Source organism: Streptomyces sp. NPDC087263, from assembly GCF_044744645.1.
Classification (GTDB): domain Bacteria; phylum Actinomycetota; class Actinomycetes; order Streptomycetales; family Streptomycetaceae; genus Streptomyces.
Window position 1 is genome coordinate 1 of sequence record NZ_JBIUYT010000007.1, and the last position, 19,678, is coordinate 19,678.

At 68.9% G+C, this 19,678-nt stretch carries 18 protein-coding genes and 1 riboswitch; of the genes, 1 reads left to right on the top strand and 17 read right to left on the bottom strand.

Annotated features, from left to right (window positions below):
- Positions 1–146 precede the first annotated feature (146 nt).
- Positions 147–932, bottom strand: a complete 786-nt coding sequence (locus tag ACIPC1_RS22705) for an SGNH/GDSL hydrolase family protein (RefSeq protein ID WP_402520560.1) — start codon at positions 930–932, stop codon at positions 147–149.
- A 272-nt stretch (positions 933–1,204) separates the two neighbouring features.
- Entirely contained in the window at positions 1,205–2,137 is a 933-nt protein-coding gene (locus ACIPC1_RS22710) for a peptidoglycan DD-metalloendopeptidase family protein (protein ID WP_402519599.1), read from the bottom strand.
- 4 nt (positions 2,138–2,141) lie between these two features.
- A riboswitch (cyclic di-AMP (ydaO/yuaA leader) is annotated at positions 2,142–2,306 on the bottom strand.
- A 555-nt stretch (positions 2,307–2,861) separates the two neighbouring features.
- Here ACIPC1_RS22710 and ACIPC1_RS22715 point away from each other — a divergent pair.
- On the top strand, positions 2,862–3,659 hold the full coding sequence (locus ACIPC1_RS22715) for a tyrosine-protein phosphatase (protein ID WP_402519602.1): 798 nt from the start codon (positions 2,862–2,864) through the stop codon (positions 3,657–3,659).
- 36 nt (positions 3,660–3,695) lie between these two features.
- On the opposite strand, the gene ACIPC1_RS22720 is transcribed toward ACIPC1_RS22715, so the two are convergent.
- From ACIPC1_RS22720 to ACIPC1_RS22790, 15 genes are all read right to left on the bottom strand, one after another.
- Positions 3,696–3,812: a DUF6126 family protein gene (locus ACIPC1_RS22720; RefSeq protein ID WP_384393498.1), complete on the bottom strand. Its 117-nt coding sequence runs from the start codon at positions 3,810–3,812 to the stop codon at positions 3,696–3,698.
- Between the two features lie 32 nt (positions 3,813–3,844).
- Positions 3,845–4,492, bottom strand: a complete 648-nt coding sequence (locus ACIPC1_RS22725; protein WP_402519604.1) for a helix-turn-helix domain-containing protein — start codon at positions 4,490–4,492, stop codon at positions 3,845–3,847.
- 99 nt (positions 4,493–4,591) lie between these two features.
- A complete protein-coding gene (locus tag ACIPC1_RS22730; RefSeq protein WP_402519607.1) occupies positions 4,592–6,070 on the bottom strand; it encodes an aspartate aminotransferase family protein in 1,479 nt (492 codons plus the stop codon).
- Complete coding sequence (dxs, locus tag ACIPC1_RS22735) at positions 6,067–7,962, bottom strand: 1-deoxy-D-xylulose-5-phosphate synthase (RefSeq protein ID WP_402519610.1); 1,896 nt, start codon at positions 7,960–7,962, stop codon at positions 6,067–6,069. Before dxs ends, ACIPC1_RS22730 begins: the two co-directional genes overlap by 4 nt.
- A gap of 28 nt (positions 7,963–7,990) precedes the next feature.
- Positions 7,991–9,148 carry a flavodoxin-dependent (E)-4-hydroxy-3-methylbut-2-enyl-diphosphate synthase gene (gene ispG, locus ACIPC1_RS22740; protein ID WP_402519613.1) on the bottom strand — a complete coding sequence of 386 codons (1,158 nt, stop codon included), beginning with the start codon at positions 9,146–9,148 and terminating at the stop codon, positions 7,991–7,993.
- A gap of 4 nt (positions 9,149–9,152) precedes the next feature.
- Positions 9,153–10,175, bottom strand: coding sequence for an adenosyl-hopene transferase HpnH (gene hpnH, locus ACIPC1_RS22745; protein WP_365431267.1), 1,023 nt, complete (start codon positions 10,173–10,175; stop codon positions 9,153–9,155).
- A 5-nt stretch (positions 10,176–10,180) separates the two neighbouring features.
- On the bottom strand, positions 10,181–10,822 hold the full coding sequence (locus ACIPC1_RS22750) for a 1-hydroxy-2-methyl-2-butenyl 4-diphosphate reductase (RefSeq protein WP_402519616.1): 642 nt from the start codon (positions 10,820–10,822) through the stop codon (positions 10,181–10,183).
- Positions 10,822–12,825, bottom strand: coding sequence for a squalene--hopene cyclase (gene shc, locus ACIPC1_RS22755; RefSeq protein WP_402519619.1), 2,004 nt, complete (start codon positions 12,823–12,825; stop codon positions 10,822–10,824). The genes ACIPC1_RS22750 and shc overlap by 1 nt, the downstream gene beginning before the upstream one ends.
- 112 nt (positions 12,826–12,937) lie before the next feature.
- A complete protein-coding gene (locus tag ACIPC1_RS22760; protein ID WP_402519622.1) occupies positions 12,938–14,065 on the bottom strand; it encodes a polyprenyl synthetase family protein in 1,128 nt (375 codons plus the stop codon).
- A complete protein-coding gene (hpnE, locus tag ACIPC1_RS22765; protein ID WP_402519625.1) occupies positions 14,065–15,480 on the bottom strand; it encodes a hydroxysqualene dehydroxylase HpnE in 1,416 nt (471 codons plus the stop codon). Before hpnE ends, ACIPC1_RS22760 begins: the two co-directional genes overlap by 1 nt.
- Positions 15,477–15,617 carry a DUF6380 family protein gene (locus ACIPC1_RS22770; RefSeq protein WP_402519628.1) on the bottom strand — a complete coding sequence of 47 codons (141 nt, stop codon included), beginning with the start codon at positions 15,615–15,617 and terminating at the stop codon, positions 15,477–15,479. Before ACIPC1_RS22770 ends, hpnE begins: the two co-directional genes overlap by 4 nt.
- On the bottom strand, positions 15,617–16,567 hold the full coding sequence (gene hpnD / locus ACIPC1_RS22775; RefSeq protein WP_402519631.1) for a presqualene diphosphate synthase HpnD: 951 nt from the start codon (positions 16,565–16,567) through the stop codon (positions 15,617–15,619). The genes ACIPC1_RS22770 and hpnD overlap by 1 nt, the downstream gene beginning before the upstream one ends.
- On the bottom strand, positions 16,564–17,466 hold the full coding sequence (gene hpnC / locus ACIPC1_RS22780) for a squalene synthase HpnC (protein ID WP_402519634.1): 903 nt from the start codon (positions 17,464–17,466) through the stop codon (positions 16,564–16,566). Before hpnC ends, hpnD begins: the two co-directional genes overlap by 4 nt.
- A 415-nt stretch (positions 17,467–17,881) precedes the next feature.
- The gene (locus ACIPC1_RS22785; RefSeq protein ID WP_402519637.1) at positions 17,882–18,661 is read right to left on the bottom strand and encodes an ABC transporter ATP-binding protein; all 780 of its coding nucleotides are present in this window, start codon (positions 18,659–18,661) and stop codon (positions 17,882–17,884) included.
- Complete coding sequence (locus ACIPC1_RS22790; protein ID WP_402519639.1) at positions 18,654–19,583, bottom strand: ABC transporter permease; 930 nt, start codon at positions 19,581–19,583, stop codon at positions 18,654–18,656. The genes ACIPC1_RS22785 and ACIPC1_RS22790 overlap by 8 nt, the downstream gene beginning before the upstream one ends.
- Positions 19,584–19,678 lie beyond the last annotated feature (95 nt).

A 19,678-nucleotide genomic window follows, 5' to 3' on the forward strand; every position in this document is an offset into this window, starting at 1 on the left:
TTATCCCCATCGGCGCCCCGGGGGTGGCCCCCCCCCCCCCCCCCCGCGCCCGCGCCCCCCCCCCCCCCCCGGGGGGGGGGGGGGGGGGCCCCCCCCCCCCGCCCCCCCCCCACCACCCCTCGACCATTCCTGCATCACGTCCCGGCTCAGGCCACCGCGTCGATCCATGTCCTGATGTCGTCCGGCGAGAGCGTCCCCTTGGCCGCCACATGATCCCCGGAGGACTCGCCGCGCAACCGCCGCCCGATCCACGGGACCAGGTATTCGCGCGCCCAGTGGATGTTGTCGCGCCGGACCTCGAGCGTGCCGCGCGGTGGGAGCGGCGGCCACGGCTGGTCAGGGTCGGCCGGCACTTCGAGGCCGAGGACCTGGCCGGCCCGGAGCGCGACGCGGGTGTGGCCCTCGGGTGACAGGTGGAGGCGGTCGCCGTCCCAGGCGCGGCGGTCCTGAATCGTCTTCAGGGACCACAGGTCCAGGACAGGGCAGCCGTACCTGTCGGCGATGGCCCGTAGGTGCCCGTTGTACGTGGCGATCTTGCCGCGCATGTGTTTCAGCACGGGCACGCCACGGGTGTCGAACCCGGTCGTCACCAGGACGGTGCCGACGACGGAGGTGAGGTCGGCGACCGCGCGCTCGAAGCGCTCCGCGACCTCGTCGGGGTCGACGCCGGGCCGGATGATGTCGTTGCCGCCCGCGCAGAAGGAGACCAGGTCCGGCGCCAGCTCCTTCGCCCGCGAAAGCTGGTGCTCGATGATCTGGTCGAGCAGTTTGCCGCGGACGGCGAGATTGGTGTAGGTGAAGTCGCCCTCGGGGCGCCGGTCCGCGAGCAGTACCGCGAACCGGTCCGCCCAACCGACAAAGGCCCCGTCAGGCCCGGGGTCGCCGACGCCCTCGGTGAAGCTGTCCCCCACCGCTACGTACGACCCGATCACTGATCTGTTGCCACTCTTCGAATCGTCTGCCACAACAACCCATGATTCACCTTCGAGTGTGACCTACGCGACCGTATTATGGGGTTGACGGGTGGTGACATAAGCCACGCATAAAGTCTGGGTCAAGCTCGGAATAAGGGCCCACCAGGGGTAGTTGAACAGCCACCGCGTCTGGAAGGGAATGCCCGAGGGCGCGACATCCTGAGCACGAAACGCCGAAGGCCGGACCCTGGGGATCGTGGGGTCCGGCCTTCGGCGGCGAGCGAGAGACGTCAGCCGACGGTGACACCGTGGGAGCGCAGGTACGCAACCGGGTCCACGTCCGAGCCGTAGTCCGGCGTCGTGCGGATCTCGAAGTGCAGGTGCGGTCCGGTGACGTTGCCGGTCGCCCCGGAGAGGCCGATCTGCTGCCCCTCGGTCACGGTCTGGCCCGCCGAGACGGAGAGGGAGGAGAGGTGGGCGTACTGCGAGTACTGGCCGTCGGCGTGCTGGATGACGACCTGGTTACCGTACGCGCCACCCCAGCCCGCCGAGACGACGGTGCCCGCGGCGACGGACTTGACGGTGGTGCCGGTCGGGACCACGAAGTCCACGCCCGTGTGGTAGCCGCTGGACCACATGCTGCCGGCGACCTTGTAGCCGGTGCCGATGGTCGCGCCCTCAACCGGCAGCGCGTAACCGGAACTGCTGCTGGAGGCCGCGGTGTCGTCGGCCTTGGCCGTGGGCTCGGCCGCCGTCTTGGCGGACGACTCGGACGCCTTCGAGGACTTCGTCGACTTGGACGACTTGGTCGCGCTACTCGACGCGGCGGCCTTCTTGCCGATCGTCAGCTTCAGACCCGGGTGGATGAGCGCGGGGTCCTCGCCGACAGCCTTGCGGTTGTCCGAGTACAGCTTCTTCCAGCCGCCACTGACGCTCTGATCGCCGGCGATCTTCGAGAGGGAGTCACCGGCCTTTACCGCATAGGTCTTCGTCGCGGTCTTCTCGGCCGCGGCGGGAGCGGAAGTGGCGGCCTTTTCGGCAGCCGTGGCAGCCTTTTCCGACGCCGTGGAAACAGTGGAAGCCGTGGAAGCCGAGGTCGCGGCATGGGCCCCGGTGGCTCCCATGAGCGGCAGCGCGAGCGCGGCGCCACCCGTTCCGGCCACGGCGATCGAGCGCGTGAAACGCTGGGACTTGGGACGGCGGTGCTTACCCTTCGCGGGCATGACGAATTCCTCTCCGGCGCCTGCGAGGTGAGCTGTCGGGTGCGGGCTGGAGATGCCCGGCCGCGCTGCTGCGCGGCTATACCCCTAGCCGTTCCGGAGACCGGAACAGGCGTCTTACCTGTGGGTCCCCCGCTCCTGCCACATACGGGTGAGTGTGCGGATTCCGGTCGGCGGCAGGATTGGGCGTCCGTCCGGATTGAGGGTGAACGTAAGCTAAATAAGACCGCGTCGACAAGCATGTGGATTTTCTGCGCCTGCGCCACCCTTGATCCACGCCGGAATTACCGTCACCCTCCGTCGACGGAGGGCCTTTCCGGCCCGGCAATTCACCAGAGAATCCGGGCAGGTTGACAAAGAGGCGCCGCAACACATCGTCACGAATATGACGCTGCTCACGCACGTTGACCCAGGATGCCTTATTACAGGGCCAGTTGTAATGAAACAGCTAATCCGGACAGAACAGCCAGATGCGACGCAGTCGGATAACTACCGCATCATCGTCCGCACCGATCTCCCCCATCGAGCCTCCATAGATGCGGACAGACAGGAATAAATCCTCACACCATCGCGCACCCGGCAGTTCCGGAGGCGACGGCCCGCACCTGCGAAGACAACGCCTGTGGACAACTCATTGCCCCAGGAACCCATGTCGTATCGTCGAGAGCGCAACGTCCGTCGGCGGGCGACGCCGAGCAGCGCCGACGGCTGACCGGGAGGAGCCCCCGTGACACAGCAGGTCCCGTCGACCGAACCCGAGCTGACCGCTGTGCGCAACTTCCGGGACGTGGGCGGCCTGCCCACCGTGGACGGCCGTCGGGTGAAGTACGGGGTGCTGTTCCGCAGCGGACATCTCGCGCATGCCACGGAGGACGACGCCGCGTTCCTCGCCTCCCTCGGCCTGCACACGATCTTCGACTTCCGCAACGCTTCGGACCAGAAGCTGGAGGGTCCGGACGTCGAGCTGCCGGGCGTGCGCAACGTGAATCTGCCGCTGACCGACCCGGCCGACGGCTCCGAGTTCTGGAAGATGGTCCGCGACGGCGATCTCGAACAGCTGCGCACGCTCCTCGCGGACGGCAAGGCGGCGAACCGGATGATCAACTCCTACCGCGCCATCGTCAAGGAGCGCACCGCCGAGCATTCCCAAGTGCTGCACTCGATGGCCGAGGACAGTGTGCCCGCGCTGATGCACTGCGCCGCGGGCAAGGACCGCGCCGGCCTCTCCATAGCCGTGACACTCCTGGCCGTCGGCGTCGAGCGCGAGGCCATCGTGGCCGACTACCTGGAGTCGAACGCCCTGCACCGTCGCTACAAGGTCCACCGCAGCAGCTCCTCCGCGTCGGCGTACTCCCCGGAGGTCATGGAGCTGCTCAGCCCGCTGTTCGACGCCCGCGCCGAGTACCTGACCGCGGCCTTCGAGACGATCGAGGAGACCTGGGGCAGCGTCGACGTGTACCTGGAGCGGGGCCTTGGGCTCACCCCGGAGCTGCGGGCCGGGCTGCGCGAGCGGCTCCTCGACTGACACGGCACAGGTCTCCCGGTCCCGGCCGACGGGTGCCTACTGGTTCTGTGCGCCCAGCGTGAACAGCAGGTAGACGAAGGCCGCGAAGAGGTGGCCGACGGCGACGTAGATGATCAGCCGTACCCACAGTGCGCGGGGGAGCTTGTCGTCCATGGAGCGGCGCGGGCCGGATTCCGTGGGATCGGTCATGGCGTCTTCTCTCCCAGGGTCGGGTGGTCGGTCGCCGGGCCGAGGCACAGCGCGGCGGTGGGGCTCTGTAGCAGGGTGTGTACGAAGAGCAGCTCGGCGCCGTCCCGGTCGGCGGCGGCGATACGGTGCGGGGTGAGCGAGTCGAAGTGCGCGCTGTCCCCCGGGGCGAGCACATGCGCGCGGTCACCGAGGCGCAGCCGCAGTCGCCCCCTCAGGACGTGGAGCCACTCCTCACCGGGGTGGACGCGCACGATGTCGCCCTGCGAGCCGTACGGGACGTGCACGCGCAGGGCCTGCATCCCGCGGCCCGAGCCGCCCGCCTGCCAGTAGGTCCAGCCGCCCGCCGCGGTCGGCTCCATGTCGGCGGCGCGCACCACGGCGTCCCGCTCGGGGACCGTCTCGCCGAGCAGCTCGGAGACGGTCGTACCGTAGATACGAGCGAGTGCGAGCAGCATCGGCAGCGAGGGCTGGCGCTGCCCGGTCTCCAGGCGCGAGAGGTGGGCGGGCGAGAGCCCGGCGGCACGGGCCGCGGACTCCAGGGTCAGGGAGGCCCGGCGGCGCAGCCCACGCAGCTGGGGTGCGACGACGTGCAGCTCGTCGGCGGCTCCCTGCGGGGAAGGGTTCATACCCTCGGCGGTGCTCATGCCTCCATTGAGCCCGAGCCTTACCTCTGGGGCAAACTTCTTGCCCCAGAGGCAAAAGTCAAACGGTTCGGCACCCCTGCGGTCTCAGCAACCGCTCCGTCACCGGTTCGCCACCGCCTGCTTCACCAGGGTCTTCCCGAAGTCCCACATCAGCCCGCCCCCGCCGTGCGCGTCGTCCATCACGGCCGTGAAGGCATCCACGAAGCGGTCCACGTCCCCCTCATCGATGACCAGCGGCGGGATCAGCTTGATCACCTCCAGATGGTCACCGGAGACCTGGGTGAGGATGCGGTGCCGTTGCAGCAGCGGCACGACCACCATCTGGGCGAACAACCCCTTGCGCGCGGCTTGCAGCATCGTCCAACGACTGCGCAGCTTCAGCGACTTGGGCCGCCCGAACTCGATGCCGATCATCAGCCCCCGGCCGCGTACGTCACTCAGCAGCTCGTACTTGTCCACGAGCGCCGCAAGCCGGGACTTCAACTGCTCTCCCGTGGCACGGGCGTTGGCCACGATCTGCTCGTTCTCCATGACCGAGAGCACGGCAAGGCCTGCCGCCATGGCCTGCGCGTTCGACCCGAAGCTCGCCGAGTGCACCAGGACCCGGTCGATCGACGAGTAGACCTTCTTGAAGATCCAGTCCTTGCCCAGCGTGGCGCCGACCGGCACATAGCCGCCCGACAACGCCTTGGCCACACACACCAGGTCCGGTTCCACACCCTCCTCGTGCTGATAGGCGTAGAAGTCCCCGGTCCGCCCCAGGCCCGTCTGCACCTCGTCGACGATGAGCAGCGCCTTGTGTTTGTGCAGCAACTCCTGGGCGGCGCGCAGATATCCGGGCGGTGTCTCGTGCACCCCCTTGCCCTGGATGGGTTCGACGATGAGCGCGGCGACGTCGCCCTTCTTCAACTCCCGTTCCAGGGCGTCGAGATCACCGAGCGGGACGGCCGTGTCGGGGAGCAAGGGCGCGAAGCCGTCGCGGAAACCGTCCTCGCCGTTCACGGACAGCGACCCGGTGGTCAGCCCGTGGAAGGCGTGCGGGCAGTACAGGATCCGCGGTTTCCCGGTCGCGTACCGGGCGAACTTCAGCGCGGTCTCGACAGCCTCCGTGCCGCTGTTGCCGAAGAACACCCGGTCCAGGTGCGGACTGTGGACGAGCAGCCGCTCCGCGAGCAGCCCGGGCAGCGGCTGGCAGTCGAAGCGGGTGAGGTCGGCGAGCGAGGCGTCGAGGACGTCGTGCAGTGCCTGGCGGACCACGGGGTGATGGCGGCCCAGGCCCATCACCCCGAACCCGGCGAGCATGTCCAGGTAGTCCGCTCCGTCCGCGTCCCAGAAGTGGGCGCCCTCGGCCCGCTCGTACACCTTGTCGAAGCCGATGGTGTGCAGCATGCGCGGGAGCTGGTGGTTCAGGTACTTGGTGTGCAGCTCGTAGCGCTCGGCTCCGCGTTCGGCGAGCAGCGCGCCGAGGTCGAACTCAGGCTTCGCGGAAGGGGACTTCACCGAGTTCGACTTCTCGGAAGAGGGCTTCCCCGAGGAGGAGGTCTCCCCAGAAGGCGCCTTCCCTGAAGGGATGGTCATTCCTGTTTCTCCTTGGACAGCTCGTCCTTGACTGCCAGACCGGCGCTGATCCGCCCGGCGATCTCGACCGGCGTGAGACCTATGTCGGCCAGCACCTCACCACGCTTGGCATGCGCGAGGAACTGCTCCGGAATGCCGAACCGCCGTACGGGTACGTCGACGTCCGCGTCCCCGAATGCCAGCGCGACCGCCGCGCCGACACCGGCCGCCCGGCTGTTGTCCTCGACGACGGCCACCATGCGGTGCTCGGCGGCGAGTCCAGGCAACGAGGGGTCGACCGGCTTGACCCAGCGCGGGTCGACGACGGTGCAGCCGATACCGCGGGCTTCGAGCAGTTCGGCGGCCTGGAGGCAGACCGGTGCCATGACACCGACGGCCACCAGGAGCACCGACGGCCGGTCCCCCCGGTGCAGGACGTCCATGCCGCCCACGTGGTCGACGGCGGGAATCGCCGGCCCCACCGACTCCTTCGGGAACCGGATCAGCGTCGGCGCGTCGTCGACGGCGACCGCCTCCCGCAGCTGCGCCCGCAGTTGGTCGGCGTCGCGCGGCGCGGCGATCCGGAGCCCCGGCACGACCTGGAGGATCGACATGTCCCACATGCCGTTGTGCGAGGCGCCGTCCACGCCCGTGACGCCCGCCCGGTCAAGCACGAAGGTGACACCGCACCGGTGCAGTGCCACGTCCATCAGTAGCTGGTCGAAGGCACGGTTGAGGAAGGTGGCGTAGACGGCGACGACGGGATGCAGGCCGCCGGTAGCCAGCCCTGCCGCGGACACCGCGGCATGCTGCTCGGCGATGCCGACGTCCCACACCCGGTCGGGGAACTTCTCGGCGAACTTGCCGAGCCCCACCGGATGCAGCATGGCCGCCGTGATCGCCACGACGTCCTCGCGCTCCGCCCCGATCCTGACGATCTCGTCGCCGAACACGGAGGTCCAGGAAGGCCCGTTGGCGGGCGCGAGGGGCTCGCAGGTGAGCGGGTCCATCACGCCGACCGTGTGGAAGTGGTCCTCCTCGTGCGCGAGCGCGGGCTCGTATCCACGTCCTTTCTCCGTCAGGCAGTGGATCAGCACAGGCCCGTGGAAGCGTTTCGCACGCCGCAGCGCGGATTCCATGGCCCGCACGTCGTGCCCGTCGATCGGCCCGACGTACTTGAGCCCGAGATCCTCGAACATGCCCTGCGGCGCGAAGGCGTCCTTGAACCCCTTCTTCGCGCCGTGCAGCGACTCGTAGACGGTGTTCCCGATGACCGGCGTGCGCAGGAGTACGTCCTTGCCCCAAGCGAGGATCTGCTCGTAACTGTCCGTCGTCCGCAGGGTCGCCAGGTGATTGGCGAGACCGCCGATGGTCGGCGAGTACGAGCGCTCGTTGTCGTTGACGACGATGATCAGCGGCCGGTCCTTGGCGGCGGCGATGTTGTTCAGCGCCTCCCACGCCATGCCCCCGGTGAGCGCGCCGTCGCCGATGACCGCGACGACATGCCCCTTCTCGCCCTGCACCTGGCGGGCCTTGGCAAGACCGTCCGCCCAGCCGAGCGCCGTGGAGGCGTGGCTGTTCTCGATGATGTCGTGCTCGGACTCCTCGCGCGACGGGTAGCCGGACAGGCCGCCCTTGCCGCGCAGCTTGGAGAAGTCCTGACGTCCCGTCAGCAGCTTGTGTACGTAGCTCTGATGGCCGGTGTCCCACAGGATGCGGTCGACGGGCGACTCGAAGGCCCGGTGGAGCGCGATGGAGAGTTCCACCACCCCCAGATTGGGCCCGAGGTGACCGCCGGTCCTTGCGACCGCGTGCACCAGGAACTCCCGGATCTCGTCGGCCAGTTCACCGACCTCCGCCTCGGACAGCGCCTTCAGGTCGCGTGGTCCCCGGATGCTCTCCAGAATCGTCACGCTCGGGCCCCCTCTCGGTCCGTGCTGATCAACTCACGGTGACGGCCGGTTCGCCGGACGCGACGCCGTCGTTCTCCATCTGCTCGGCGATCTTCATCGCCTCTTCGATGAGGGTCTCCACGATCTTCGACTCAGGCACGGTCTTGACGACCTCGCCCTTGACGAAGATCTGCCCCTTGCCGTTGCCGGAGGCGACCCCCAGGTCCGCCTCCCGCGCCTCACCGGGGCCGTTGACGACGCAGCCCATGACCGCGACGCGCAACGGGACCTCCATCCCCTCCAGGCCGGCCGTGACCTCGTCGGCCAGCTTGTACACGTCGACCTGGGCGCGCCCGCAGGACGGGCACGAGACGATCTCCAGGCGCCGCTCCCGCAGCCCGAGCGACTCCAGGATCTGCATGCCGACCTTGCACTCCTCCGCGGGCGGCGCGCTCAGGGACACCCGGATGGTGTCCCCGATGCCCTCGCTGAGCAACGCCCCGAAGGCGACAGCCGACTTGATGGTCCCCTGGAACGCCGGTCCTGCCTCCGTCACACCGAGATGCAGCGGATAGTCGCACTGGGCGGCCAGCTGCCGGTACGCGTTCACCATGACCACGGGGTCGTTGTGCTTCACCGAGATCTTGATGTCCCGGAACCCGTGCTCCTCGAAGAGCGACGCCTCCCACAGCGCCGACTCGACGAGCGCCTCGGGCGTCGCCTTCCCGTACTTCTTCAGCAGCCGCTGGTCGAGCGACCCGGCGTTGACGCCGATCCGGATCGGGGTGCCCGCGGCGGAGGCCGCCCGCGCGATCTCCCGCACCTTGTCGTCGAACTGCTTGATGTTGCCCGGGTTCACCCGGACCGCCGCGCACCCGGCGTCGATGGCCGCGAACACGTACTTCGGCTGGAAGTGGATGTCCGCGATCACCGGGATCTGCGACTTCCTGGCGATGGTCGCGAGGGCGTCCGCGTCGTCCTGTGTGGGACAGGCGACGCGGACGATCTGGCAGCCGGACGCGGTGAGTTCCGCGATCTGCTGCAGGGTGGCGCCGATGTCCGACGTACGCGTCGTCGTCATCGACTGCACCGACACCGGCGCTCCGCCCCCGACCGCCACCGGTCCGACCTGGATCTGCCGCGAGAGGCGGCGCTCCGCGATCGGTCGGACCGGCACCTCGGGGAGGCCCAAGGAAATGGCGGTCATGACGTCACACGCGGCTTTCCATGAAGGTCTCGCGTGAGGCGCGGATGGACTCCTTGAGGGAGCTCATGGTGGCGAGGACGGCCGTCGGCTCGTAGCCGCAGTGCGCCATGCAGTTGGCACACCGGTCGTCCTTGCCGCGGCCGTAGGAGTCCCAGTCGGTCTCCTCCAGGAGTTGCTTGTACGTCTGGACGTACCCGTCGCTCATCAGATAGCAGGGTTTCTGCCAGCCGAAGAGCGAGTAGCTCGGGATCGCCCAGGCCGTGCACGGGAAGTCGACCTTGCCCTCCAGGAAGTCGAGGAAGAGCGGGCTGTGGTTGAGGCGCCAGCGGCGCCGGTTGCCGCCCGCGAAGGCCTTCTTGAAGAGCTCCCGGGTCTGCTGGACGCCGAGGAAGTGCTCCTGGTCGGGAGCCTTCTCGTAGGCGTAGGCGGGCGAGAGCATCATCTCGTCGACCTTCAGGTCGTCGTTGAGGAAGTTGAGGACCTCGATGATGGTCTGCGGGGTGTCGGTGTTGAAGAACGTCGAGTTGGTGGTGACCCGGAAGCCGCGGCGCTTGGCCTCCTTGATGGCTTCGACCGCCTCGTCGAAGACGCCTTCCTTGGCGACGGACTCGTCGTGCCGCTCGCGCAGCCCGTCGATGTGCACGGCCCACGCGAAGTACGGCGAGGGCTTGAACTTGTCCATCTTCTTGCGCAGCAGCATCGCGTTGGTGCACAGGAAGACGAACTTCTTCTTGGCCACCAACTGCCGCACGATCTCGTCGATCTGAGGGTGCATCAGCGGTTCGCCGCCGGCGATGGACACCATCGGCGCGCCCGACTCGAGCACGGCGCCCACGGCCTGGGCCACGGGCATCCGCTGCTTCAGCACCCCGGCGGGGTGCTGGATCTTGCCGCAGCCCTCACATGCGAGGTTGCACGCGAAGAGGGGTTCCAGCTCGACGATCAGCGCGAATTTGTCCCGCTTCCTGAGCTTCTGTTCAAACAGGTATGCAGCGACCTTCATGGACTGCCGAAGCGGCATGGCCATCTGGCTCACCTCCGAGGGAGCAGCAAAGAACGGTGCCATTCATAAAAAGCGGGAAGGACGGCACGAAGAACACGGAAAGCTGATATTCCACCGCGCACCGTACCGATACGGACGAGTTCATGTTCTGGAGCGTCCACGACCACCCGTACGGCCGCAACCGGGCGCACGCCCGTGCGCACGGCGCTCCGGAGCGTGGACGCCGATTCCATGTCGACCGCGATCGCGCCGGTTGCGAGCAGAGCCGCCCGTTCGTGACCGCGTACGACGTGATCGGAGCCCACGAGCGGCCCCGTGTGGACGGTGCGCCCGGGCAGGGCACGCACCAGTTCCTTGACCAGTAGTTCGGTGCCCACGCACGGCGTGCTGCCGTGCGTGTCCCGAGTCTCTTCGGCGACGACCAGGTCCCCGGGGTGCATGCCCGGGGCGAGCCCCGCGCAGAACCCCGTGGCCAGGACGGCCGCCTCGCTCAGTGCCGGGTCCGCGAGGATCCGGGTGACCGCCCGCTCGGCGGCCCGGGGCCCCATGCCCGTACGCAGCACGGTGACGGACCCGTCGGCGCCGCCACGGTCGCCGCTGCGCAGCGCGAGGTGCTCGATGCCGAGCGCGCAGGCGATGAGCAGCGGGGCCGGTTCGGGCTTCGTACTCATCAGCCCCCCTTGGCCACGGCGAAGGGTTCGCCGTGGACGTACCGGCCGAGCGCGGTGAGGGGGAAGACCTGGCGGTAGAGGTGGTAGTTGATCGAGAAGTCCCACGGGAACCCGGTGCCGGTGAAGTACGGCTCGTCCCAGGAGCCGTCCGCCAGCTGGGTCTCCGCGAGCCAGCCGACCCCGCGCTCGGCGGCCTTGGAGTCGCGCTCCCCCGCCGCGAGCAGTGCGAGCAGCGCCCACCCGGTCTGGGAGGCCGTCGAAGCGCCGCGGCCGCTCCACTCGGGGACGTCGTGGTAGGAGCGCAGGTCCTCGCCCCAACCCCCGTCGTCGTTCTGTACGGTCTCCAGCCAGGCCACGGCCCGCCGGATCGCCGGGTGTGAACCGGGCAGTCCGGCGGCGACCAGCGCGGGCACCACCGACCCTGTGCCATATACGTAGTTGACGCCCCAGCGCCCGAACCAGGAGCCGTTCGCCTCCTGTTCGGCGAGCAGCCACTCGATGCCCCGGCGGGTGCGCGGATCGTTCGAGAGCCCCTCGAAGGCGAGCATCTCGACGACATGCGCGGTGACGTCGGCGGACGGCGGGTCGATGACCTCTCCGAAGTCGCAGAACGGCAGCCGGTTGGGGAAGGCGCTGGTGTTGTCGACGTCGAAGGCGCCCCAGGCACCGTTCTTCGACTGCATGCCGAGGTTCCAGCGCACTCCGCGCCCGATGGCGTTCTCCAGGCGCTCAGGGTCGTGGTGCTTGACCCGGCGCAGCGCGAGGACGACCTCGGCGGTGTCGTCGATGTCGGGGTAGTTGTCGTTGTGGAACTCGAACGCCCAGCCGCCCGGCTGAAGATGAGGCCGCTTGACCGACCAGTCGCCGGGCCGGACGATCTCCTCCCCCAGCATCCAGTCCGCGGCCTTCACGAGCTGCGGGTGGTCGGCGGGTACGCCCGCATCGGCGAGGGCGATGGTGGCCAGACAGGTGTCCCACACCGGTGACTGACAGGCCTCGATCATCCGGGCGCCGTCCTCCCGCCAGATGGCGAAACGGTCCAGCGACTCCAACCCGGCGCGAATCACCGGGTGTTCGAGGTCGTAGCCGAGCAGATGGAGTGCGATGACCGAGTACACGGCGGGCGGCTGGATTCCTCCCCAGCAGCCGTCGTTCTCCTGCCGCTCGATGATCCAGCGCCCTGCCGTGTTCATCGCGGCTCTGCGCAGCCGTCGTGGCGCGAACCTGCGGTAGTGGTGCAGAGCCCTGTCGAGGCGTTCGAACACGCCGCCCCAACTCGCCACCGGCGCAAGAGGCTTGACCGGGTTGGGATTGCGGGCGTCGGTGTGCAGCTCGTCGAGCGGGAACGGCGCGGGGCGTACCGGACGCTTCGCCGAGACGATGGTGAGCGGCACGATCGTCTGCCGCGCCCAGCACCCGAAGTCGTAGATGTTGAGTGGCATCCACTTCGGGAAGTAGATGAGTTCCGGAGGGAGTTCGGGCAGGTCGTCCCACTTCCACCAGCCGAACAGGGCGAGCCAGATCCGGGTGAAGACACGGGCCGAGGCGATACCGCCCCGCTCGCGGATCCACGCGGACGCCTTCGCCATGTGCGGCTCGTCCGGGCCGTCCCCGGCCAGCCGCAGGGCGACGTACGCCTCGATGGTGGTGGAGAGTTCACCAGGTCCGCCGTAGAACGTGGCCCAGGTACCGTCGTCGCGCTGCTCGCCGCGGATGAAGAGGCCGGCGGCGCGGGTGGTCGTCTCGTCGAGGATGCCCAGGAACTGCCGCAGGAGCAGGTCTTCGGCGTCCATCGTGACGTTCGTCTCGAGGTCGCCCTTCCACCAGCCCTGGGGGTCCTGCCGAGAGAGCAGGAAGTCGGTGGCACGCTCTATCGCGCGCGTGGCGGCGTCTCGGGTCTCGACTGTCCCGGCCGCCCCGGGAGTTGTCGTTTCTGCGGTTTCGCGGGCCGAGGCAGTGCGGGGCGGCATGGCCCCGGTACTTCCGTCGGTCGTCGCTGTCATGGCTTCCCCTTCGTGCAGTGGCATGTCTCTGCTGTGGGTCCGCCGTCGGCCGGTGCGCGTTCTCCCACGGCACCGGCCGGCGACTACGCGAGGTTTATTCGACCGATACTGATCATCTCTTTCGTACGACGACGAAGTCGGCGAGCTCCACGAACTGGGCCCGCACCTGTTCCGGCATGCGGATCGTGTCCAGGGCCTCGACGGCGATCGCGTGCTGGCGACGCGCCTCCTGGGCGGTCCAGTCGCGGCCGCCGGCCTCCTCGATGAGCGCGGCGCGCACGGCGAACTCCTCCTCGGAGAAGTTCTCGAAGTCACTGGACTTGGCGTCGGCCGCGAGCAGTTCGCCGAGGCGCTCGGAGGCCGGGCCGCCCGCGGCGAGCGCGGCCACCACCGGCAGGGACTTCTTGCGCTGGCGCAGATCGCTCCAGGTCTGCTTCCCGGTGGCTTCCGGGTCGCCCCAGATGCCGAGAAGGTCGTCGACGGCCTGGAAGGCGAGGCCGAGGTGGTAGCCGTACTTCTCCAGGGTGTCGGCCATGTGGTCGTCCGCGCCGCCGAGCACCGCGCCGATGGAGCAGGCGCAGGCGAGCAGGGCGCCCGTCTTGTTGCCCTCCATCTCCAGGCACTCCTCGACGGTGACACGCTCGCGGTGCTCGTAGGAGATGTCCTGGGCCTGGCCGTCGATGAGGGCGCGGGTGGCGGCGGTCAGGCGCCGGGTGGCCCGGCCCGCCTCGGCCGTGCCGAGTTCCAGCAGGACCTCGTTGGCCAGCGCGAACAGGGCGTCGCCGACGAGGATCGCCTGAGCGGGGCCGTGCACCTTCCAGACGGTGTCGCGGTGCCGGCGCTGTTCGTCGCCGTCCATCAGGTCGTCGTGCAACAGCGAGAAGTTGTGGACCAGTTCGACGGAGACCGCGCCCGGCACGCCCACCTCGGGAGCGGCACCGGCGGCCTGCGCGGACAGGACGGCGAGCGCGGGGCGTACGGCCTTGCCGCCGTCGCCGTCCGCGGGGTTTCCCTCGGCGTCGATCCAGCCGAAGTGGTAGGCGGCGACAGTGTCCATGGGAGGCGCCAGGCGGTCGACGGCCGCCCGCAGCACCGGTGTGGCCAGGGTCCGGCCGCGCTCCAGGAGCGCGGTCACGTCCACCGCGTCGGCAGCCGTTTCGGCCGTGGGCACAGTGGGCACAGTCTCTCCTCTTGTTGCGGTACCGGGGGTGCGGGGGCCGGCCGCGCGCTGATCGAGCATCAGGCTGCCACCTCTGCTTCGAAGAGATGGTCGCGAGGCCGGCCCAGGGCGCCCAGCGCGGCTTCCGCCGCACCGACACCACTGCGGACCGCACTCTCCATGGTCGCGGGCCACCCTGTGGCGGTCCACGCTCCGGCCAGATACAGACCGGGAGCCTTGGTGCGAGCGCCGGGCCGCAGCCGCCCGACGCCTGGGGTGGGGGCGAACGTCGCCGTACGCTCCCGGGTCACGAAGAAATCCTTCACTTCCGCACCGCGCGCGCCGGGCAACAGCCGCTCCAGCTCCGGCAGATAGCGCTCGCGCAGCACGGACACCGGCTCGTCGATCTCGTCCTGCGCGGCCGACTGCGAGAGGGCCAGGTACTGCCCCTCCCGCAGCCCGGAGGCCTCGGTGCGGTCGAAGACCCACTGCACCGGGGAGCCGAGCGCCGCGAAGAAGGGCCGCGTGAGCACCGTGCGGTCGTAGACGACATGAACGTTGAGAATCGGCGCCGTGCCGATCTCCAGGAGCCGCTCCGGGGCGTCGAGCGCGCCCTCGGGCAGCAGATCGTGTGCTTCACGATGCGGTACGGCGAGGACGACCGTGTCGGCGTCGAGCGTCTCGCCGGGAACCTGAACCCTCCAGCGCCCGTTTCCGTTGGGGGAGATGGAGGTGACGCGTGTACGGACTTCGGTACGCACGCCCGCGGAGTCGAGCGCCTTGCGCGCCAGCGTGTCGTGCAGTTCGCCCAGCGGGACGCGCGCCCAGCCGATGTCGGCCGCGCCCGGGTCGGACAGCAGACCGGTCTTGAACACCATCGCGGCGAGCCCGAGCGAGGAGTCTTTGGCCACCGCGTTGAGGGTGGCGACCCCCACCAGGTCCCACAGTGCCTCGACGGCACGCTCCGACTGACCGTGCGCGGCCAGCCAGCTGCCGAAGTTCTGCGCGTCGAGCGCCGGATCGGCGAGGTCGAGCCCCTTGAGCGCCAAGGCGGCCCGCCCGACTTTGGCGCGCTCGAAGAGCGACAGGTGTGGATACGTCGCCAGGCTTTTCGCCAGATGCAGCGGGACCGGCAAGGCGGTGCGGCCGATTCTGCCGAGCCGCCGCCCCGGTTTCGCCTCGGCGTCGAGAACGGGCACGTCGAGACGATCCTGCAGCGGCGCGAGCGCGGTTGCGTCGACGCGGTCGAGGAACCATCGGTAGGCGGTGCAGCAGCGCAGATACACATGCTGCCCGTTGTCCACGGTGAGGTCGCCGCGCTGGAAGGAGAAGGCGAGCCCGCCGAGCCTCGGTCGGCCTTCGAGCAGCGTCACGCGCACCCCGGCGTCGGCGAGTGCCAGCGCGGCGGTGATCCCGGCGAGCCCTCCGCCGACCACCACGGCGGTTGCCGTGCCCGGGCGACCCGCGGTGTCCGCGGGCTGCGTGACGTCACTCATCGTGCACTCTCCCCCTGGGCCGTAACGCGAAGATCGAACGGTGCGCGGCAGGCCATTGAAGTCAGGGACGCCCCGCGACGGCGGAGGGTTGCGTGCCACTTTTCGCCAATGGAATCACCTTGGCCCAGATTGTCCATCAGGCGCGCCTCCTGACGGTCCGGCGGGATACATGCCGGGCGTCGAGTCCCGAGAGGCCGCGCACGGCGACGTACGCCTTCTCGCGGCCCGGCAGGGAGACACGGCCGCGCAGCACGGCCTCCGGCTCGCGCTCGATGCGGTCCAGGAGGCGGCGGTAGATGCCGGCCATGGCCGCGACACAGGCGCCGCTGCGCCGGTCCAGCATGGGCAGCAGCCCGTAGCCCTCGGCGAAAAGAGCGCGGGCCCGACGCACTTCGAAGTGCACGAGGCCCGCGAAGTCGGAGCCGGGCGGCGGCGTCGGCCCGTTGAACCCGGCCGAGCAGCCGAACTTGGCGAGGTCGTCGGCGGGCAGATAGGTACGCCCGCCCTCGGCGTCCTCACGCACGTCCCGCAGGATGTTGGTGAGTTGGAGCGCGAGCCCGAGCGTGTCGGCATACTCCGGCGCGCGCTCGACCCCGCGCGCCCCCGGTTCCGTACCGAACACGCCGAGCGAGAGCCGCCCGATCGCTCCCGCCACACACCGGCAGTACACCTTCAGGTCGTCCCACGTCTCGTACGTCTCACCGCGTACGTCCATCAGGACGCCGTCGATGAGTTCGTCGAGGCCCTCGAGGGGGACCGGGAAGTACTCGGCGGTATGACTGAGGGCGACCGCGACCGGGTCGGTGTCGTCCTCGTCGACGGAACCGTCACGGACCCGGGCGAGCAGTGCCCGGGTGTCCTCCAGGCGGGACGCCTTGACGTCCGTCGGGAGCGCACCGTCGCCGATGTCGTCCACACGCCGTGAGAACGCGTAGAGCGCCGACATGGCGCGGCGCTTGGACGTCGGCAGAAGTCTGATGCCGTACGCGAAGTTACGCGCCTGCTGACTCGTCACTGCTTCGCAGTAGCTGTAAGCGGCGAGTACCGGTGCAGGCACGTGCTGGTCCGACTCCACGGTCCGGATCACCCCTTTCCTCGCAGGGTCACTCCCACCTCGCGCAGCAACTGGAGCTTGCCGGGCTTCGGCGGGCCGGGAAGTACGTCATATTCGGCGGCGGCGATCGCATGGATCGCCGCCCTTCCCCCCGCAACGAACCCCGCGAGCAGCAGCTTCAGCCTGCCGTGGACGCTACCCACGAGGGGGGTGCCTTCATTCAGGAGGTGCCGGGCGCGTTCTGCTTCGTATGCAACCAGTGCACGCACCGATGCGCCTGCCGTGGGCAGGGCCAGATCCGTCTCTTGGACATGAAAGCGCTTCATGTCCTCGGCGGGGAGATAGACACGGTCGCGGCCGAGGTCCTCGGCGACGTCCTGGAGGTGTTCGACGATCTGCAGCGCCGTGCACACCGCGTCGGAGTGGCGGACGCGCTCGGGGGTCTCGGTGCCCGTGACGGCCAGGACGAGACGGCCGACGGGGTTGGCGGAGAGTTCGCAGTAGGCGAGGAGATCGTCGTAGGTCTCGTACCGCGTGACCAGCTGGTCCTGGCGGTTCGCCGCGATCAGGCCGAGAAAGGGCTCGGGGGTGAGGCCGGCGCGCCGGACCGTGGGCTGGAGGCGGCGCAGCAGCGGGTGGCGCGGGGTCGAGTCGAACACGCGGTGCAGGTCGGCCTCGAAGGCGTCGAGGAGGGCGAGGCGGTCCTCGGCCTCGGTGGGCGGTACGCCGAGCAGGCGGGCATCCGCGCCGCCCGGGGCCAGGTCGCCGTCACCGATGTCGTCGACCAGGCGGGCGAAGCCGTACACGGCCATCAGGTCGTCGCGCCAGACCTTGGGCAGGAAGAAGGGCGCCACGGGGAAGTTCTCGTCCGCGGCCTTGTCGAGGGTGTCGCGCTCCGGGTCACCGGTGCGCGCCGTCCCGGCTTCGGTCACCGCTCGCCGCCCGGCGCGGCGACGGCACACGCATCGCGGAGCTGGAGAGTTTCCGTAGCCATTGCCGTCACATCTCCCGTTCTACACTGCTCACCCAATAGTGCCCATTTCGGACACGCCGCGCATACGTCCGCGCGGCGCAGCCGTGCCGGGTGCGCGCATTATCGCCCTACTTGCCGCGAATCAGCACCGGTACAGCTTACGTTGTACAACGCGACACAGTCCGTCGGGGTGTCCTGCACATCACAAGAACACACCGATTGGCGTCAAGATTCCTAAGCGCGCCAGGAGTTGGCGTTTCCTTTGCAGACGCAGGGCCCCGCCGAAGAGTTCCGGCGGGGCCCTGGGCCCTGTCGTCGGACTCCCGCCTCCGGCGGACGACAGGAGTCCGACGACAGGGCCCAGGCGAAATGGGCTACTTGCCCGTGAACTTCTCGTACTCCTTGAGGACCTCTTCGGTGGGGCCGTCCATCCGCAGCTCACCGCGCTCCAGCCAGAGAACTCGGTCGCAGGTATCCCGGATCGACTTGTTGTTGTGACTGACCAGAAACACCGTGCCGGCGCTCTTGCGCAGCTCCCGGATGCGCTCCTCGGAGCGCCTCTGGAACTTGCGGTCACCGGTGGCCAGCGCCTCGTCGATCATCAGCACGTCGTGGTCCTTGGCGGCCGCGATGGAGAAGCGCAGGCGGGCCGCCATGCCGGACGAGTAGGTGCGCATGGGGAGGGTGATGAAGTCACCCTTCTCGTTGATACCCGAGAACTCGACGATCTCCTCGTAGCGCTCCTTGATCTGCTCGCGGGACATGCCCATCGCGAGCCCGCCCAGGATGACGTTCCGTTCGCCCGTCAGATCGTTCATGAGGGCGGCGTTGACGCCGAGCAGGGAGGGCTGGCCGTCGGTGTAGACCTTGCCCTTCTCCGCGGGCAGCAGTCCGGCGATGGCGCGCAGGAGGGTGGACTTGCCTGAGCCGTTCGAGCCGATCAGGCCGACGGCCTCGCCCCGGTAGGCGGTGAAGGAGACGCCTCGGACGGCGTGCACCTTGCGCACCCCGCGCTCCTCGCCGCGCCTGAGGATGCGGCTGAGCGCGGAGGTGGCGCTGCCCTTTCCGGCCTTGGTGCCGTTGACGCGGTAGACGATGTGCAGCTCGTCGGCGATGACGGTGGGAATGTGCGAGTCGGTGCGCTGCTCAGCCACGTCCGTACCTCTCTTCCGCCTTCCAGAAGTACACGAACCCGCCGACCGCGACGAGGACGGCCCAGCCGCCGGCAACGGTCCAGACGTGCGGGGGCAGGTTCTCGGAGCCGTAGGAGTCGATGAGCGAGAAGCGCATCAGGTCCATGTAGATCGCGGCGGGGTTCCACTGCAGGATGTCGGCGATCCACTTCGGCTTTTCGGCGAGCATCACAGGGATGGAGTACATGACGCCTGACGCGTACATCCACGTACGCATCACGAACGGCATGAGCTGCGCCAGGTCCGGGGTCTTGGAGCCCAGCCGCGCCATGATCAGCGCGAGGCCGATGTTGAAGAGGAACTGCAGTGCGAGGACCGGGACGATCAGCAGCCACGAGGGGCTCGGATAGCTGCTGAAGCCGATCGCCACGGCGAACAGCACGATCATCGAGAACAGCAGCTGCTGGAGCTGTTGCAGCGAGAAGGAGATGGGCAGGGCGGCGCGCGGGAAGTGCAGCGCCCGGACCAGTCCGAGGTTGCCGGAGATGGCCCGGACCCCCGACATCACCGAGCTCTGGGTGAAGGTGAAGGTGAAGACACCCGTCACCAGGAACGGGATGTACACCTCGACCGACATACCGCGGTCGGCCTGCAGGATCAGACCGAAGATCAGGAAGTACACGAACGCGTTGAGCAGTGGTGTCACGACCTGCCAGAGCTGGCCCAGCTTCGCCTGGCTGTACTGGGCGGTCAGTCTCGCCTGCGAGAAGGCGAGGATGAAGTGCCGTCTTCCCCACAGTTGACGCACGTACTCGGCGAGCCCCGGCCGGGCGCCGCTGACCGCGAGCCCGTATTTGGCGGCGACCTCGGCCGCGGAGAGCCCGTCATCGGGCGACGGTCGTTCGCTCACCGCGACTCCGCCGTCATGCGTTGTCTCACTCACAAGTGGAAACTTTCGTCTTCAAGGTGCGCACAGCCTGGTCGGGCGTAGGCATGAGCCAGGGACCTGGGTACGGCCACGAACGGTCTCAGAAATGA

What these genes read in the sequence shown, in the direction of transcription:
- shc (WP_402519619.1), bottom strand. Translation starts at nt 12,825, where the DNA reads ATGACAGCGACGACCGACGGAAGTACCGGGGCCATGCCGCCCCGCACT.
- ACIPC1_RS22760 (WP_402519622.1), bottom strand. Translation starts at nt 14,065, where the DNA reads ATGCTCGATCAGCGCGCGGCCGGCCCCCGCACCCCCGGTACCGCAACA.
- ACIPC1_RS22710 (WP_402519599.1), bottom strand. Translation starts at nt 2,137, where the DNA reads ATGCCCGCGAAGGGTAAGCACCGCCGTCCCAAGTCCCAGCGTTTCACG.
- hpnE (WP_402519625.1), bottom strand. Translation starts at nt 15,480, where the DNA reads ATGAGTGACGTCACGCAGCCCGCGGACACCGCGGGTCGCCCGGGCACG.
- ACIPC1_RS22730 (WP_402519607.1), bottom strand. Translation starts at nt 6,070, where the DNA reads ATGACCATCCCTTCAGGGAAGGCGCCTTCTGGGGAGACCTCCTCCTCG.
- ACIPC1_RS22750 (WP_402519616.1), bottom strand. Translation starts at nt 10,822, where the DNA reads ATGAGTACGAAGCCCGAACCGGCCCCGCTGCTCATCGCCTGCGCGCTC.
- hpnH (WP_365431267.1), bottom strand. Translation starts at nt 10,175, where the DNA reads ATGGCCATGCCGCTTCGGCAGTCCATGAAGGTCGCTGCATACCTGTTT.
- ACIPC1_RS22725 (WP_402519604.1), bottom strand. Translation starts at nt 4,492, where the DNA reads ATGAGCACCGCCGAGGGTATGAACCCTTCCCCGCAGGGAGCCGCCGAC.
- ispG (WP_402519613.1), bottom strand. Translation starts at nt 9,148, where the DNA reads ATGACCGCCATTTCCTTGGGCCTCCCCGAGGTGCCGGTCCGACCGATC.
- ACIPC1_RS22770 (WP_402519628.1), bottom strand. Translation starts at nt 15,617, where the DNA reads ATGGACAATCTGGGCCAAGGTGATTCCATTGGCGAAAAGTGGCACGCA.
- ACIPC1_RS22720 (WP_384393498.1), bottom strand. Translation starts at nt 3,812, where the DNA reads ATGGACGACAAGCTCCCCCGCGCACTGTGGGTACGGCTGATCATCTAC.